This window comes from uncultured Mobiluncus sp., from assembly GCF_947087965.1.
In the GTDB taxonomy this organism is placed as follows: Bacteria; Actinomycetota; Actinomycetes; order Actinomycetales; family Actinomycetaceae; genus Mobiluncus.
On record NZ_CAMUES010000005.1, the window covers coordinates 49,134 to 66,723 of the forward strand.

Here is a 17,590-nt window from a genome sequence, read left to right on the forward strand (position 1 = left end):
CCGTGTTTGAAATTCGCGGCAAAACATCGGGACTTTGCGTTGCTAGCGGCGCAACTTCGTTAGGAAGCCCCGAACTTCGCGTACTCGGAAAATCCACAGCATCCCGAAGTACAGAGGAGCCATGACCAGCGCTACCACCAGGCAACGCCACGCCCCGGAGACAAAAGTGGCACCGTAACTCCAGTCCGCACCGGGAGTCGGGATGACAAAAGTCAGCAGCACCCAGGCCGGAATCCCCGCCACTACAGTTGCCACCAGTAATCGCAGATAGTGCCCAAAAATCTCTTGAAAAACGGAATGAGAAAAACCGCGGCGATGCAGCAACACCAGACCCAACACGGCCGAAGCGGTGAGGGACACCGGTTCGGCCGCGGTAGTGACCGGAACCCAGAAAAATGGGCTGAGCATGAAGTACGCAATCAACCCGAGGATGGCGGTCACGAACGGAAAAAACAACATCAGGAAAAACTGGGCGCGGGTGTCTTCCAGGGAATAAAGAGCCCGCGAGGTGGTGGAGAAAATGACTTGTGCCGGAATGCCCAAGCTCAAAATGGTGAGAATGACTGCCAAAGCCTGGGCTTGCTGGGGAGGCAGGGCGGTGGCCGTGACATTGGCCAGGGGTAGGGCCCCCACAATTAACATGCCCGCCAAGAGGAAGTTAAACAGGCTCGATAGCCGGGCGGCATGCAAATAGTCCCCGGCCAAAGCCGGGATGTCATCTCTGGTGGCGTGCAGGGCCATGGAAGTAAAGACCGCGGTGGTTACGGAAATCGTCACCAGGGATTGGGGCAGCATATACAGCGTGTTGGCGTACTGGTAGATAGCGAAACCAGGATAGAAATTACCGTCCAGCTGACCGGCACCGTTAGCCGCCGAGGCGATACGCGCCACGATGAGGTTCATGCACGTATTGGCTAACAATCCTGCGAAGGCCCAGGCGGCAACTCGTCCGGTGTGACGAAACCCCAAACCGTGCCAGTGAAAGTTGGCGCGCAGCCGAAAACCGAGATGCATCAGGGGAAACACCAGAATAATTGCTTGCAGGGCGATGCCCAATGTCATGGAACCGGCCAAAAGGGCAATCCGCGGCGCATCCCATCTGGAGACATCAAAGTCGTGGGACGGGGCGGTGCCGTAAAAGTTGATGAACACACCCAATCCGGCAATCCCCACCAGGTTATTGACCACCGGGGACCACATGTAGGGACCGAAGCTGGACAGGGAGTTCAACACTTGTCCCAGCAGCGCGTAGGTTCCATAAAAGAAAATTTGCGGCAGACACCACAGGGCAAAAATGACGGTCAGGTTAAACAGCTTCGGCTGCATTCCCCCCGCGAACAGCATCACCAGCGGCCAGGCCAGGGCAACCGACAACACAGTCAAACCCAACAAGGCGATAGAAGCCAGGGTGAGCAGAGCGTTTACCCGATCAACCCCCTCTTTACCGTTGTTATTCGCCAGTGCGCGCACGATGGTCGGCACCAGAATCGCGTTCAAAATCCCGCCCGCCAGCAGGTTATACAGGGTGTTGGGAAGGATATTCGCGGTGTTGAAAGAGTCGGCGATACCAAACCCGCCAATAGCCACCACCAGCAGCCATTGGCGAACAAAGCCCAGCACCCGGGACACCAAGGTTCCCGCCGCCATAATGGCGCTTGATTTCCCTGTTTTCGTGTTCGCTACCCCGTCGGCTACTTTGCGCAGCTGCGGAGGGTCTTTCGGGTTCGGGTTGGAATCCGACACCGGTTCATTCCTCGGGTTTTCACTCACGCCTGGTCTCCCGTTTTGAGCTTACGGTTCTTTGGGCCTTTCACAATACGCCGGACGATCCCGAAAACCAACACGGCAGCCAGCAAGCCAGCCACAATATAGGTTCCGGTAGACTCCCATTCGGCTCTGACCCGGACCCGGATAGTTTCTGGGGTGCCGATGCTTTGCCCCTCCGGGTTGGTCAGCTGCACAGTGACCTGTACGTCCCCGGAACCGACCGCTTTTACGGGAATGCGGAACTGGCCGATGGAATGGGGCGCAATTGTGAGGGTTTCGACCGGAGCGAACTGCAGACGGGTATCCGTTGGGGTCAGTTTCAGGCGTACGCTCACGGCTTGGTCCCAGCCGTTAGAGACGGAAATCGGCAGTTGGGCGGTCTTATCGATGAGGTTGATGACCGAAGCCGGTTGGGCTTGAACCAGGCCAAGTAGAGCAGTGGACACATCAGGATCAAGCGTGTTCGGGGCAATGTCAAGATCAGCCGGGTTTTGCGGATGGCGGGCGTGGTCAATTGCGGTCTGTTTTTCTGCCGCGGTGCCTGTCGCCCAAATCAGTCCGTCAGGGGCGGAACCCGTACAAGACGCACAGTTGCTAGCGACTTGAAGTGCGTCAAACATGAGCTGGAAACGTTGCGGATCGGCCATGGTAGCACTGAGGGCCTCGGCTGCTTGCAGATTATTGGCCGCAGCTATGGACGGGTTGGAATACCAAATCACGCTGGGAAGGTTACGTTTCGGGTCGGGATTGGTTGAGCCGGAAGTAAAAATGCTTGGGTCAGTCGGTGCCGGGTAAGGGTCAGGCACAGTCACAGTTACCGGATTAGCTGGGGTTTTACCTGCGACTTCGGGGCTGTCGGGGCGAACCGTGTTCCAGGCGGGGAACGTCAACCAGCGGGCCTGTGTCAGCCCCTCCATGACGGCCTTTTGAGTGGCGTCAGCACTGTAATCGCGCTTAGCACCCGCCGCAAACAGGCGCGGGGCGAATGGACGCTGCCGGGTCAAAACAGCGGTTTGCGCCAAAGCCCACTGACGGGCAGCCACCGGGGAAAGCTCGGTAGGCGAATCCGCGCCACCGGCTGGCGTTATGCCCGAAGTATTGGCAGCGATTTTGTTCGTGCTGGCAGTGCCGGTTTGGTTGGCCGGATCAGAGGCAGGAAGCCCGTTTAACAGGCGCGAAAGCTGAGCATCCAAAGTCCATCCGAGGCTTTGAATCGCCATTTCCTCATGTCGGCCGACGAAGTTGATAAGACGGCGGGCATCCGGGTCATGGGACAGAGGACGCAGGTCATCACTGAATCCCGAATCGGGGGACAAAATCATCGGGCGGTCCGCACCCCACAGCAGGTTTTCACCCGCCACGTCCCCCGACGGCAAGTATTTTTGACTGAAATCGGGCCACAACAAAAGGTTTGCCCGGTAATCGGGAAGTTTTTCGCTGACTTTTTCGGCCAAGTCTGCGGCGGCTTTGTCAAGGCGTAAACGGGAGGAATCATCCAACCAAGACGTGTTTGCGGCCGCAAAGTCACCCGGAGGAAGATAAGCAATGGGTTGTTTTCCACACAATCCGCCCGCCAGACTGTTGGCCACACTGGGCTGGGTCGGGGTTGGGTGCGGGGTTTCGGCAGCTGGTTGGGTCGGCCCGTTTTCAAGGTTCAATAGGTTCGCCGCGTCGTTGATGCCGTTCAGTTCCGGTTCCAGGAGGAGCGGGTCGAAAACGGGGGTCAGTCCGGTGGCGGTGGCCAGTTCGCACACGGTTTGCATCCGGGTACTGCTCACCTCAGCCAGGTTCGGCAGCGGCCAGGTCGAGGCCAAAATGTCAGCTTTGGTGGTGGTGAGGGGTACGAAAGCCAGCAGCTCGCTGGGCTTAAAGGCTGCCCCGGAATCCCACAGCAGGAAAGACCGGTCCTGGGAGATGTGGGACAAATCAGCGCCAGACGCTTTGTTCGTCCCGGACGTGGCCGGATCCGGAACAAAAGTCAAGGTCAACGGCCGAGGTCCCCACCGATCCGTGCCCGCCAGCGGCAGGTCGCTGACCGGCACGCGCAACGTCACCTGCTGGGGTTTACCCGCAGTGAGGCGGGTGATTGTCTGAGTCGCAACGGTTTGGAGTTTTCGCCGCAAACGCGTGTCATTATCCCGCGCATCCATCCACTCGTTCAGTTCATCGCGCGTGATGGGGGTTTGGGTCGAGACTGCGAGACTGAGCGTGCCCTGGGACGCGTGGTGATAATCCGCGTTGACCTCCAGGACGGCGCTCAGAGTTAATTCGGTGGTGTCCGGGGTCACGATGGGGGTCATCGCGGTGATCTCCAGGTGAACGCCCTGGTGGTTAAAGCCCGATCCGCAAAAGGGGGGAGCGGAGTGTGAGCTGGTCGCAGACGTACAGGGGCTGGCAGAAGGGGTGGGGGACGGTTTTTCCGTTTGAGCTTGCGCGGGGTCGGGTGCGCCTCCCGCCAGCGACACGACAGACAACGCCGCTAAACCGATAAAGACACGGGAAATGAACGAAACCGACGGGCGCATCTTTAACTGTGCACCTCCAACATTTTTCGAGCCAAGGCCCCGATGCGCCGTTCGGCTGGAAAAGCCAGGCGTTTGTCCAGCAGGGACAGCGGCACCCACTGCGCGGTGCAAGCCTCGCGGTCAGGGTCGTTCTCCACCGTAAGCTGCCCACCGGTGGCTTCCAGCAAAAAGTGGTGCACGACCTTGTGAACCCGCCGGTCAGTACCGGAAAACCAGTAATCCATCGAAGAAAGGTAACGCACCGGACGGCATTCGATACCCGTCTCTTCCTGGACTTCACGAGCGGCGGCTTGGGGAATCGTCTCGTCCGGTTCCACGTGCCCCTTGGGCAGCAGCCATTCCAGACGGTCGGCGCGACCCTGACGCAAAATCAACGCGGCGCACACCTTTCCCTCGACAAGTTTCACTGCCAGCCCCCCCGCGCTGACCTCCTCCACAATCGGTAGCAGCCGCCCTGAACGGGACCGGTAAAAGCCCTCGGGGACGGGCTGGTTCGATTCCGGTGCGGCTGACATACGTCGATTTTATATAAAATAGTGCAGAGGTTTTTCTAACCGGTTGAAAATACGGTAAAAAGTCCCGGTAATGAGCGGAACATTGTAAAGGAAACGTACCCAGAGAGGAGGGCCATGACTGAGACGACAGCGAACATCACGCCTCCGGCGCAAACTCCCTCGGTAACGGCCGCGGCAGGGGAAAAGCCCGGCACGAAAGTGAGCCGGCAGGATGCGGTGCGCCGTGAGCTGGAAGCGAAAGTGGTGCCCCTCGGAGAAGTTTTTGCCGCCGCCGGCTTTGAGATTGCGCTGGTCGGAGGGCCGGTCCGCGATGCCCTGCTGGGGATTACCCCCCACGACCTAGACCTGACCACTTCGGCGCGTCCCGACGAAACCGAGGCGGTGCTCCGCTCTTGGGCGGACGCGGTGTGGGACGTGGGACGCAACTACGGCACCTTGGGAGCTCGCAAAGGCGATGACGTGTTCGAAATCACGACCTATCGTAGCGACGACTACCAGCGGGATTCGCGCAAACCCACCGTCAAGTTCGGCGACACCCTGGAGGGAGACCTGTTCCGCCGCGATTTCACGGTTAATTCCATCGCGCTGCGCCTGCCTACCCTGGAGCTGGTGGACCCTACCGAGGGACTCAACGATTTGGCCGCCGGAATTTTGCGCACCCCCATCGACCCGGAAGAATCATTTTCCGACGACCCCCTGCGGATTATGCGCGCGGCCCGGTTCGCCGCCCAGCTTGAGTTTGACGTGGATTACGAAACGATGCAGGCGATGGAAACCATGCGCGAACGGCTGAGCATCGTTTCCCCCGAACGCGTCCAGGCCGAACTGTCCCGCCTGATGACCGCCAAAGCGCCGCGTCGTGGGTTGGAGCTGATGGTATATACCCAGCTGGCCGACCAGGTCCTGCCTGAACTGATGGATTTGCTCGATATGCAGGATGAACATAAACGTCACAAGGACGTGTGGGAGCATTCCTTGACGGTGCTCGACCAGGCGATTGCCCAGGAAACCGGGCCGGACGGACCGGTTCCCGCCCCGGACTTGGTGCTGCGCTTGGCAGCGATTTTGCACGATATTGGCAAGCCCGCGACCCGGCGTTTCGAGGCCGGTGGGGTCGTTACCTTCCATCAGCACGACGTGGTCGGCGCCCGGATTACCCGCACCCGCCTGAAAGCCTTGAAATATGACAAGGCGACGATTCGTGACGTGTCCCGCCTGGTCGCTCTGCACCAGCGGTTTCATGGCTACGGGGAACAAGTGTGGACCGATTCCGCCGTGCGCCGCTACGTCACCGATGCCGGTGCCCTGCTGGAACGCCTGCACCGCCTGACTCGTGCCGACTGCACGACCCGCAACGTGAAAAAAGCCCAGCGCCTCGCGGCCGCCTACGACGACCTGGAAGCCCGGATTAAGGAATTGAAAGCCCAGGAGGAACTCGACGCGGTGCGCCCCGAACTCAACGGGGACGAAATCATGGAAATCCTGGGGATTCCTGCCGGCCCGGAAGTCGGCAAAGCCTATCGGTATATGCTGGCCTACCGGATGGAACACGGGCCAGTCGGACACGATAACGCCACTGCCGTTCTGCGTGACTGGTGGGAAAAATGGCACAATGGTACGAACGAACAGGACAAAGCGCGGTAACACCGCCTCACCGCTAGAGGTGAGTCGGGAAAACTGTGGCGAGGACAGGTAACATGGCGAAGGTAGCACGACCACGCACCGTAACCGGGCAATCCGTGCGACAGGTGCGACCCAAACGACGCAAACGCCACTATGTGCGTAACTTTTTCCTGACCCTGCTGTTCCTCTTTATCCTGATGGTGGTCGCGGCATTAGCAACTTTCCTGGTCGTTTACGCCACCACCGAAATACCGAAACCCGCCGAGTTTGCACGCGCCCAAGTCACCTCCGTGTACTATTCCGATGGAGCCACCGAAATCGGCAAGTTTGCTGAGGTAAACCGAGAAATTATCGAAACGAAAGACCTGCCCAAACAGATTGGCAACGCGGTCGTGGCCTCGGAGGACCGCACCTTCTGGACCAACTCCGGGGTCGATTTGCGCGGTATCGTCCGGGCTTTCCTCAACAACGCGCGCGGCGGGGCCACACAGGGCGCCTCCACCTTGAGCCAACAGTACGTGGAACGCTACTACATGGCGGAAAACACGAACCAGGGAAACATAGTGCAACGGTACTGGGCGAAGGCCAAAGAAGCCATTATGGCGTTGAAAATCAACCGCCAGCAGGAAAAAGACGAAATCTTGGGCAACTATTTGAACACGATTTATTTCGGCCGCGGTTCCTATGGGATTCAGGCTGCTGCGAAGGCTTATTTCGGCAAGAACGCTCAGGACATCGATTATTCCGAGGCGGCTCTACTGTCCGGTATTATCCCGGCGCCCTCCGCTTACGATCCGGCCGTGAACCTGGAAATTGCGGAAAAACGGTGGAAACGCGTCATTAAGAATATGGCTGCCGATGGCTATATCACCCCGGAACAGCAGGCAGCGGCGCAGTTCCCGGCCACGATTCCCCCCACCCAAAGCGTGCAGGATTTCGGGGGAGTAAACGGTTATTTCATGTTCCAGGCGCGTCAAGAGCTGAAAGATTTGGCTGGCTTGACCGAGGAACAAATCGACACGATGGGTCTGAAGATTATCACGACTCTGGACAAAGACAAAGTACGTCTGATGATGGATACGGTGGCGAAGCTGCCAGCGGGTCATGCTCCGAACCTGCACGTCGCGATGATTTCCACCGATCCAACAACCGGGGAAATTATCGCGGAATATCCGGGTCAGGACTATCTGAAAGTCCAAATCAACGCCGTCACTCAGGAACACTTCCAGGCCGGGTCAACGTTTAAGCCTTTCGGGATGATTGCTTCCCTAGAACAGGGCGGGTCCTTGAGTGACACTTACCCGGGGAACTCCCCGCAGATCATTCAAGGCGTACCCATCAAGAACTTCGCCGGAATTTCATACGGAACCGTCAGCCTGGCGCAAGCCACGGCGAAATCAATCAACACGGCTTATGCCGCTTTGAACGCGAAGGTCGGACCGTCCTTGACCAAGGAAGTGGCGATTCGTTTGGGCTATCCCGAAAACACGCCAGGCTTGGATAATTCCCTTACGAACGTGCTGGGTTCGGCTTCCCCGACGGCGGCAAATATCGCCGAGGCTTACGGAACTATCGCCAACCAGGGCAAACGCGAGACTGTCCACTTGATTCGCCAGGTCATGGACACTTCCGGGGACATTGTCTATATGCCGTCTTTCTCTGCGGATCAGGTCATTGAACGGAATATCGCGCTGACCGCCACCCAAGCCCTGACGGGACCGTTCCAGGCGGGAGGTACCGCGACTAAGGCCCAAATCGGCAGGCCATCCGCCGGCAAGACCGGTTCGTCCACCGATAACAAATCCGCGGTTTTCGCCGGATTCATCCCCCAAGTCGTGACCGTCGTCGGTCTGTACCAGTCGGGACCCAATGGGGAGGAAGAATCTATCTCACCATTTGGGGGTATTCGGGAAGTTACCGGTTCTACCTGGCCGGCGTGGCTGTGGAAGCAATATATGTCGGGGGCTGTGAAGGGTCTGGAAGTCGAACAGTTCGCGAAGGCTCAGAAACTTAAGAAGGTGGAAGTTACGCGGTCGGAGGAACCGAGTCCCACCGAAACTGAACCTTCCCTGCGTCCCAGCCCCGATGAGTCCTTGTCCCCCAGCGAGTCCCCGTCTCCTGCGCCTGCGATGCCGCGCAGTCCGGGGAACCTACCTTCTAATGAGCCGGGATATCCACCGGGAGGCAGTGAAAATAGTCCGGACGGAACCGAACCCAGTCCCACCATTCCGGGCACTTCCGGATACGTTCCGAACCCCGGTAACTCACCCGTTGTCCCCAATCCGGTACCGGGAGGGGAAGGCGGCACGACCGAATCGGGCGAGCCCGTTACCTAGCCGGTACTGATTTCACAAGCCCGGTGGGGTCGGTCAACTGATGCGGCCAGCCCGGCGGGTCCTCGGCGTACCTCTGTGAGTCCCCGGGTGTAAGTTCCCGGGCTGATAGCATTACCAACCGGTGAATTGGCTAAAGTCAGCGGAAAACGTTAGAATCGTAAGGCTGTTTTGGCGCCGCGCCAGGACGGCGACTCCTGCTCCGGAGGGACCGGGGCCGTTAAGACCAAAGGAGAGTTACATGCGGAAATACGAAATGATGGTGATTATCGACCCCGAGGTCGATGAGCGCACTGTCGAACCCTCGATGAGCGCCCTGTTTGGCCAGGTAGAAGACCTGGGGGGCAAAGTTGAGAAACTTGATGTGTGGGGCAAGCGCAAGCTCGCCTACCCCATCCTGAAAAAGACGGACGGGATTTACGTGGTTGTCGACATGGAAACCACCCCGGAAATCGCCAAGGAATTGGACCGTCAGCTGGGCCTAAACGAGTCGATTTTGCGCACCAAACTGATGCGCAAGGATGCCTAATTTTTCCAATCAAGCGGAGGCAAATTTTGGTCTCCAGGGTCCCTGATATGTTGAGTGAAGCCGGTGACGGTGGCGCACAGCGAGCGGATTTTGGCACCAAGCCCCGAATTGATTAAGACGAAGGAGAAACAATGGCAGGCGACACGATTATCACGGTAATAGGCAACTTGACGGCGGACCCGGAACTTCGCTGGGGTCAGTCCGGCACGGCGTTGGCTTCTTTTACGATTGCGTCAACTCCGCGTTCGTTTGACCGGGCCTCCAACAGCTGGAAAGACGGCGAAGCCCTGTTCTTGCGGTGTACCGCCTGGCGGGAACTGGCGGAAAACGTTGCGGAATCCCTGCACAAGGGGTCGCGCGTCATCGCACAAGGCCGCTTGCAGCAGCGCTCTTGGGAAGCTCAAGACGGCTCTCGGCGCACCTCAGTAGAGATGACGGTAGATGAGATTGGTCCGTCTTTGCGGTTTGCCACCGCCTCGGTGAACCGGACTCAGCGCGGTGATGGCGGCTTTGGCGCCGACGCGAATGGCGGCGGCTACAACTCTCCCGGCCCAGCTCGGCCGCAGCCCACTTACGGGGCTCCTGCCGGAGGAACTGATGGGGACGCGTGGGGTTCGCCCGCGCCCGGTTTTGGCGCTCCGGGAGCTCCAGCCGATTCCACCTTTGACGATAATCCACCGTTCTAAACCGGTTTGCCGCCTTTTTCTCTGCGGCATTCCGGCACAACACAGATAAGTTTTTCAACACGTTATATATAAGGAGATCAATATGGGTAAGCAGATGCGCAATAACACCAAACCCATTAAGAAAAAGACCAACCCGCTAAAGGCTCAAAAGGTTGGCAACATTGACTACAAAGACACCGCTTTGCTGCGTAAGTTCATTTCGGACCGCGGCAAGATTCGCGCCCGGCGCGTCACCGGTGTGACCGTGCAAGAACAGCGTCAGATTGCGAAAGCGGTTAAGAACGCCCGCGAAATGGCTTTGCTGCCCTACTCCGGTTCCGGCCGCTAAATTTGAGGGAGGAAGTAAGCAATGACTCAGAATACGAAAGTTGTTTTGACCCACGAAGTCGCCAAGCTCGGTAACGCCGGCGACGTGGTGGAAGTACGCCCCGGTTACGCACGCAACTACCTGTTGCCCCGCCGTCTGGCAATGCCGTGGACCAAGGGATCCCAGGTAGAAATCGACCGGATGAAGGCTGCCCTGGCCAAGAAGCAGATTGCCTCTATGGAAATTGCTCAGGCGGTGCAAGCCAAGCTCGCCGAGGGAGACCCGGTGTTGATTGATGCCAAGGCAGGTGCGAACGGACGTCTGTTCGGAGCTATCACCACCGCGCAGATTGCTGCGGCGGTGAAGGAGCAGAAGGGTGCCGAAATCGACAAGCGCAAGATTGTCATCGAGAAGCCCATCAAGTCAGTCGGTACCTACCAGCTGACGGTGCGCCTGTTCGAAGAACTCACCTCACCGTTGGAAGTCACGGTGCGGGCCGAAAAGTAGAACCTAAACAAACGGTGCCGGGAACCTGCGGGTTTCCGGCACCGAACGTTTTTAATAATCCGGGGGCGGAGGTTCCTCTTGATTGTGCTGAATCCCCGAAACAAAACGCGAAAACTTGCCTTGGAACTGCAAGTTAATAATTTCGGTGCGTCCATTACGGTGCTTGGCGATGTTCAGGTCAGCTTCGCCGGGACGATCGTCCGTATTGTAATACTCGGGGCGGTGCAACAACAGCACCAGGTCAGCGTCCTGCTCCAACGAACCCGATTCCCGCAGATCGCTCATCATCGGTTTCTTATCGGTACGGGACTCCGGCCCACGGTTCAGCTGGGCGACCCCGATAACCGGCACTTCCAGCTCTTTGGCCAACAGTTTCAAGGACCGCGAAATCTCGGAAACTTCCTGTTGACGTGACTCGATACGTTTGTGTGAACTCATCAACTGAATGTAGTCCACGACAACGAGGGACAAGTCATGGGAATGCTTCAGACGCCGGCATTTCGCTCGAATATCAGGCATGGTCAGGTTCGGCGAATCGTCAATAAAGAAAGGCGCGGACTTCATCCGATTATACGCCGACGCGATATTGTCCCAGTTGGCTTGGTTCTGTGGGCCGTCGTTGGGCATTCCCGCAAACAGGAGGGACAGCGGCACGCTGGCTTCCGCCGACAGCATTCTCTTGATGATGTCCGCGGCTGACATCTCGAGAGAAAAAATCGCCGCGGTACGTTTCTCTTTCAGAGTCACGTGACGCAAAATGTCCAGGGCAAAAGTCGATTTCCCCATCGCCGGACGTGCCGCCACAATGATGAGCTGACCGGCGTGCAGGCCGTTGGTCACCCGGTCAAAATCAAGGAACCCGGTGTGCACCGTGTGCGGGTCGTCGTCAGTTTGTTGGATTTCGTCCAAGACCGGGGTCAGCAGCTCGGACAGTGAACGATAGTCCTCAGAAGTACGTTTCTCGCTGACTCGGTCCAGTTCGGCGTGGGCGGTATTAATGAGTTCGTCCGCGTCCGTGGTGTCGATGGCGTAACCAAGTTGGGTGATGCGGGTGCCCGCTTCGACCAAGCCGCGCAAAGTCGCCTGGTCTCGAACAATTTGAGCATAGTAGGCGGCGTTAGCGGCGGTGGGGACCGAGTGAACTACAGTATGAATGTAATCCAAGCCACCGACACGGGAGAGTTGACCCCGTTTCTCTAGTTCGGCAGGCACCGTCACCGGATCGGAGGCCGCTCCCGCCGCGTAGAGGTCCAGGATAGTGTTAAAAATAATCTCGTGACGCGAGTCATAGAAATCGCTGGGCAGCAGCAGTTTAAAGGTGTCGGCGATGGCGTTCTTGGACAGAATCATGGCACCGAGCACACACTGTTCAGCCAGGATGTTGTGAGGGGGAATTCGGTCGAGTGCAGAGTTGTCTGGTTCTTCCATGCGGCCTCCTCTGGCTGACACTTCACCCCTCTGAAGCAGGGGTGAAAAGTATAAACATCCGGGCTCAAACCTACGCTTCCGGCTCTAACTAAGCAAACCATTTTGGTGGAAAATAGGTGGATAACTCGGCAATAACCTGTGGATAGACGGTGGGTAAGGCGGTGAATTGGTTTATTTAGTTTTGTACTACCTCAGCGACCCTGGCACAGTTTTGTATGATGTTGCGGTTTCGAAACCCACAGCTTATCCACAGTCGCTGTGGATTAATAATCCCTGTCGAGAATTTTCCAAACCTTTCACCACAAAAATAAGGTTACATCATTCAAATAGGCTTTGAACTGGGTATTTAGCACATTAATGGCTTCTCTTAGCACACTTGCTATCGCTTTGGCAAGTAAACGAAGGGAACAATTGCCTCACTCAGCCGCAATTTTATCCACAGGTTATCCACACCCCGTAGAATCAAGGGATAAACCGGGAAACCCGGGAGGGCAAACTCGTGAACAACTATAGAATGAAAAGAGAAAATCTCGCGGAGTGACTCGAGGATAACCTGGACGTTTACCAAGAAAACCCCAAGAAAAGCCCTCGACCTGGTATTTGCCCCTCTAAAACTCATGTACAATGTGCAAAGTCAGCTCAAAGCTGAGCCGATTAAACACGAAAGGCACGCGAAAGTATGAGTGTAAAGGAAGTCCCTCCGGTCGACAAACACGATGTGGAGCAATCTGAGGGCGAAAAGAAAATCTCAAAGGTCCGGCTAATCGGGCTTTTCGGTGGCGTCATCCTGGGTGCCATCGTTTACTTTTTAATTCCTCGTGACGCGGTGGACATCATTACGCAGTCCGTTGGCGCCGACGTCATCGAAGAAGAAGAAATGAATGTGGGCGCGGTGTACCTGGTCGCCGGTATCGCGGTCATGATGGCTATCTGGTGGATGACCGAAGCTATCTCGCTGGCGGCCACGGCAATGGTTCCGCTGGTGTTATTCCCGTTGCTGGGAATCAATGACTACGCGGGTACCGCCGGATCCTACGCTTCGGACACGATTTACCTGTTCATGGGCGGGTTTATCCTGGCTATAGCCATGCAGCGCTGGCACTTTGATCGGCGTGTGGCGCTGGGTATCGTCCGCATCGTCGGGGTCAAACCCCGCCGCCTGGTGCTGGGCTTCATGATTGCTACCGGGTTCATCTCGATGTGGGTGTCCAACACCGCAACCGCTGTGATGATGCTGCCCATCGGCCTGTCCGTGATTCAGCTGTTTGAATCCGCTCAGGACAAAAACGCCGCCGTTAGTAAAGGCCTGGATGTGGAAGCCGCCTACGGCGGAGCTATCCACGGTGGTGTCATGTCCGGTCTGTTGAACGAAGGCGACGACGTGGCCTCGACCACGGCGGAAAAGCACGGTATCAAGCGGTCCAACTTCGCTGTCGGTTTGATGTTGGCCATCGCCTACTCGGCCTCTATCGGCTCGCTGGCGACCCCCATCGGGACTCCGCCGAACACCCTTTTGAAGGCGTACATGAGCGATACCCTGCACTACGACATCAACTTCGGCAAGTGGTTCCTGATGGGTCTGCCGATGGTTATTATCTTTACGCTGTTCGCCTGGTGGATTTTGACCTTCGTCATGTTCAAGCCGGAAATCGAGGAAATCCCCGGCGGCAAGGAACTCATCAACGAGGAATACGCCAAGCTCGGGAAGCTGCGCGGCGGCGAACTGTTGGTTATGTTGCTGTTCCTCCTGGCCGTGTTCTGCTGGATTTTCGTGCCGCTGATTTTGAAGGCCACCGGCATTGAAGGCCCGAAGAAGCTCGACGCTATCGTGGCGATGAGCGTGGCGGTGCTGCTGTTCATCATCCCCGGCAAAAAGAACGGGGAACGTCTGGTGACCTGGAACGAAGCCAAGACGATTCCGTGGGACATTCTGTTGCTGTTCGGCGGCGGTCTGTCGCTGTCCAAGCAGTTCCAGCACACCGGCCTGTCCAACTACATCGGTGAGATGGTGAAGGGACTGGCGGGAGCGCCCATTGTGATTATCGTCCTGGCGGTGGCCGCCCTGGTGCTGGCGCTGACCGAGTTGACCTCGAACACCGCTACCGCAGCAGCGTTCCTGCCGATTATCGGCGGCGTGGCTACGGGTATCGGCCTGGAAGGCCCGAACGTGATGATTCTGACGATTCCGGCCGCTCTGGCTGCTACCTGCGCGTTCATGCTCCCGGTCGCGACCCCGCCAAACGCTATCGCTTACGGTTCTGGGTACCTCAAGATTGCGGACATGATTAAGGGTGGTTTCATCATCGCCCTGGTGGGCTTGGTGTTGATTACCATCACCGTGTTCGCCCTGGCTATCCCCATCTTCGGTTTGGCTCTGCCATAAGCAGTTATCCTAGATATGATTTTGGGCTAGCTTGCGGCTAGCCCAAAATCATTTTTACGGGAGGTCAGTCTCAGAACTTAAAGTTTCCAATCTGGGTCTTTAAGTATTCCGAGTGCTCGCTCAACTCTTGGGTGCTTTGATTGATAGAGCCCAAGGTTTGCGCCGCCCCGGATGCTGCTTGCGCTATCGAAGAAATGGAAGCTGCGATTGTAGATGAGCCTTCCGCGGCCTCCGACACTGAACGAGACATCTCGTTCGTAGTGGCGGTTTGTTCCTCTACCGCCGCCGCGATAGTCGTCTGGAAGTCGTTGATGGAAGAAATAATTTCTCCAATCTTGCCGATGGCTTGGACCGCATCATCAGTGTCAGACTTGATTTTTTCAATCTTGGTTCCGATGTCCTCGGTAGCTTTCGCAGTCTCAGAAGCCAGGTCCTTCACTTCCCCTGCAACTACCGCGAATCCTTTTCCGGCATCCCCGGCACGCGCGGCCTCAATGGTCGCGTTCAAAGCTAACAAGTTAGTTTGCTCGGCGATGGAGGTAATAGACTTAATGACCTCCCCAATTTCTTGGGAGGAATCGCCCAGCCGAGACACTACCTCATTGGTTTCCTGGGCGGCTTGAGCAGCATCGGCCGCAAAACGGGCAGCATCGTTCGCGTTGGAAGAAATTTCGCGGATAGACGCGTTCATTTCTTCTGAGCCGGCCGCCACGGTTTGAATACTGCTGGATACTTCGTCAGCTTGGGCGGCAACACGTTGAGAATCATCCTGCGAACTGGCCGCAGCCGCTACCGCCTGGTCACTGGTCTCTTTCACGACCTTGACAGTGCCCTCCACTTGGTGCACCGTTTCGACGGTATGAGAAATCAGACCTCGCAATGAAGCCAGTGCCGCAGTAAGTGACTGTGCCATCTTGCCAATCTCATCATGAGAGGTCACCTGCGGATTTTGAGTCAAATCACCCTGGCTCATAGCGTTTAGAGAGTTCTGGATTTCGCGTAGGGGACGTGTAATCGACTGTACGGTTGACCACCCCAGCAGCGACATAATGATGATGCCCAGAATTCCGGCACCCAGGATAGAGGTGCGCAAAATGGTACGCGATTTAATGACATCGCTACGAGCCTGGGCCATTTCCTTAAGCATCATTTGCTGGGAATTGTCTACCATCGCGGTATAGTTGGCAATCTGCTCCTGGTTGGAACCGGGCCCCTTAGCGGTGGCCAAAGTGAAGTATTGCGCCAATTCTTTGTTTTGGACCAGGGGTGTGATTTCCTTGTCACGGAACGAAATCCAGTCTTGGTATTTCTGGTCAAAACCTACAATAGGGGGTAGTGACTCTGCGCCTCCCATATTGAGAATCTCAGTGTAAAGTTCCAGCACTTTCGCATCCGTATCATGCATGACTTGGATAATTTCTGGGGCCACCTCATTGGGAACCGAACAAATATCAGAAATATTCATACGATTGCGCATTAACTCAGTGTTCAGCTGGGTCAGTGGAACCTGAAACTCGGACAGTTTCGCTTCCCTGGTAGTGTCAGATTCGATGCGTACCCCCACAATCAAGCTGATAACCGCCAAAAATGCCATGATGACGGTCGAAATGATAACCAAACCCCAAATTTTTTGAGAAAGTCTTAGGTTAGAAACCAGTGAGATTTTTTTGGATTTCATATTCAGCTCCCTTTCTTTGTAAATGAATCAACCAAATCCACCTTAGCGCTGAAATTGTGCTATGTTTCAAATTTGATTGAAAAATGTTTAGGAATTATGGGTCATCGCTATGTCTTGAACATACTCGGGCCTAAGCCAGATTGGTCGAGGCAGACCCGTCAGAATTCTCAGCAGTGTGGTTAACAGCGGGAGGATCGCTGAGGCGCGCCAGGAAAGCCTCCAGGGGACCTTTGCCGAAACGTAACCGCCACAGGCTCGCGGCCAGTAGGAAAACCGCAATCATAATGATGAGAGAGGGAATGAGCCCGCGATAGCCGAACAAACGGAACGTAATCGCGTGCCAGATGACGTGGAGGGTATAGGTGGTCAGCGCCATCGAGCCCAATGCCGCCACCGGGGATAAAAACCGGTTGAAAGTAGGCCCTGCCAGCAATGTCAGGGAAGTCAGTCCCACGCACCAAGCCGTATTTGCCACCGTCTCCGCTACGGAATCAGTATGCGGAGCGATATAGACCAGGGTTTGATACCAAAACTGGGCCGGGGTGGGGTTGGCGATAGACAGGGTGTCTTGATTGAGAATGACCCCGGACACCCGTCCCAGACGCAGGGAGTCAACGGCGGTCCCGACCCCGAAAATCACGAAAGCCACACCGAGCCCGAGGCCCGCACCGTACTTCTGCAGTCGACGCGCCCGCGGGGTCGCCCCCGCCCAACTCAAACGCCACAGAACCAGCCCGGTGAGCACATAGATGAGGAACGTGGGCATCTGATAGTCATTTAGCCCCAGGACGACCCCAATCTCGGACGGTAAAAACAGCAAATTGAGGTAGTGCCACAGCGGAATACCCACCACCAGCAACAGTCCGATGACCCACAGCAGTCCCGGAACGGACAGGCCCGAAAGAACCAGCATACAAACCATCCACACCCCGTAGTTATCGAGAATCAGCAGGATACGGGTGTTAAAGAGGCTGAGCAGGGCAGCGATGAGGATTAAGACAGCGGCACGCACCAGAATCTTTTCACTGTAATAGCGACGCGACAGTGCGGGAGAGCCGGCAAAACGCCGCGCCAGACGGTCTTGCATAATACCCAGTGAAACCCCCGCGAGCAGCGCAAACAACGGGGCGGAACGGCCGTGAGACAAGGCCATCACGCTGGAAACGGGACCTTGTACTGAAACCCACATATGCGCCGTGAACATGCCCAAAATGGCCAGGCCGCGAGCCATATCTAAGCCGACGACCCGACCGGTCAGGGCCGGTCGACCCAGCAGCCGCTGCGCAAAATCCGTCACAAAGGCAGTCTA

Annotated in this window: 13 protein-coding genes; 7 read left to right on the plus strand and 6 right to left on the minus strand. The window is 56.8% G+C overall.

All coding sequences use genetic code 11. The features are described from left to right. Positions 1-42: 42 nt before the first annotated feature. From Q0V70_RS06305 to Q0V70_RS06315, 3 genes are read right to left on the minus strand one after another with little or no spacing between them, the layout of a single operon-like run. Complete coding sequence (locus Q0V70_RS06305; protein ID WP_297589723.1) at positions 43-1,770, minus strand: murein biosynthesis integral membrane protein MurJ; 1,728 nt, start codon at positions 1,768-1,770, stop codon at positions 43-45. Continuing rightward, on the minus strand, positions 1,767-4,292 hold the full coding sequence (locus tag Q0V70_RS06310; protein WP_297589726.1) for a DUF6049 family protein: 2,526 nt from the start codon (positions 4,290-4,292) through the stop codon (positions 1,767-1,769). The genes Q0V70_RS06305 and Q0V70_RS06310 overlap by 4 nt, the downstream gene beginning before the upstream one ends. A gap of 2 nt (positions 4,293-4,294) precedes the next feature. Beyond that, positions 4,295-4,807 (minus strand): NUDIX hydrolase, encoded by a 513-nt coding sequence (locus tag Q0V70_RS06315; protein ID WP_297589729.1) that lies wholly within the window; start codon positions 4,805-4,807, stop codon positions 4,295-4,297. Between the two features lie 114 nt (positions 4,808-4,921). On the opposite strand from Q0V70_RS06315, the gene Q0V70_RS06320 reads away from it, so the two are divergent. The 6 genes from Q0V70_RS06320 to rplI all read left to right on the plus strand — a co-directional run bounded on the left by Q0V70_RS06320 (position 4,922) and on the right by rplI (position 10,792). Continuing rightward, positions 4,922-6,451, plus strand: a complete 1,530-nt coding sequence (locus tag Q0V70_RS06320; protein WP_297589732.1) for a CCA tRNA nucleotidyltransferase — start codon at positions 4,922-4,924, stop codon at positions 6,449-6,451. A 53-nt stretch (positions 6,452-6,504) separates the two neighbouring features. Continuing rightward, positions 6,505-8,766, plus strand: a complete 2,262-nt coding sequence (locus Q0V70_RS06325; RefSeq protein ID WP_297589734.1) for a transglycosylase domain-containing protein — start codon at positions 6,505-6,507, stop codon at positions 8,764-8,766. 238 nt (positions 8,767-9,004) lie between these two features. Beyond that, positions 9,005-9,292 (plus strand): 30S ribosomal protein S6, encoded by a 288-nt coding sequence (gene rpsF, locus Q0V70_RS06330; protein ID WP_282922465.1) that lies wholly within the window; start codon positions 9,005-9,007, stop codon positions 9,290-9,292. A 131-nt stretch (positions 9,293-9,423) separates the two neighbouring features. Continuing rightward, positions 9,424-9,978: a single-stranded DNA-binding protein gene (locus Q0V70_RS06335; RefSeq protein ID WP_297589736.1), complete on the plus strand. Its 555-nt coding sequence runs from the start codon at positions 9,424-9,426 to the stop codon at positions 9,976-9,978. Between the two features lie 82 nt (positions 9,979-10,060). Beyond that, a complete protein-coding gene (gene rpsR, locus Q0V70_RS06340; RefSeq protein ID WP_282922467.1) occupies positions 10,061-10,306 on the plus strand; it encodes a 30S ribosomal protein S18 in 246 nt (81 codons plus the stop codon). Between the two features lie 21 nt (positions 10,307-10,327). Beyond that, positions 10,328-10,792 (plus strand): 50S ribosomal protein L9, encoded by a 465-nt coding sequence (gene rplI, locus Q0V70_RS06345; RefSeq protein ID WP_282922468.1) that lies wholly within the window; start codon positions 10,328-10,330, stop codon positions 10,790-10,792. 51 nt (positions 10,793-10,843) lie between these two features. On the opposite strand, the gene dnaB is transcribed toward rplI, so the two are convergent. Next, positions 10,844-12,220, minus strand: a complete 1,377-nt coding sequence (gene dnaB, locus Q0V70_RS06350; protein ID WP_297589739.1) for a replicative DNA helicase — start codon at positions 12,218-12,220, stop codon at positions 10,844-10,846. Positions 12,221-12,899: 679 nt separating this feature from the next. Between dnaB and Q0V70_RS06355 the strand changes: the two genes are divergently transcribed. Then, complete coding sequence (locus tag Q0V70_RS06355) at positions 12,900-14,603, plus strand: DASS family sodium-coupled anion symporter (RefSeq protein ID WP_297589741.1); 1,704 nt, start codon at positions 12,900-12,902, stop codon at positions 14,601-14,603. Between the two features lie 70 nt (positions 14,604-14,673). Here the strand turns inward: Q0V70_RS06355 and Q0V70_RS06360 are convergent, their stop codons facing one another. After that, positions 14,674-16,281 carry a methyl-accepting chemotaxis protein gene (locus Q0V70_RS06360; RefSeq protein WP_297589743.1) on the minus strand — a complete coding sequence of 536 codons (1,608 nt, stop codon included), beginning with the start codon at positions 16,279-16,281 and terminating at the stop codon, positions 14,674-14,676. A 130-nt stretch (positions 16,282-16,411) separates the two neighbouring features. Continuing rightward, positions 16,412-17,578: a DUF418 domain-containing protein gene (locus Q0V70_RS06365; protein WP_297589746.1), complete on the minus strand. Its 1,167-nt coding sequence runs from the start codon at positions 17,576-17,578 to the stop codon at positions 16,412-16,414. Between the last annotated feature and the right edge of the window lie 12 nt (positions 17,579-17,590).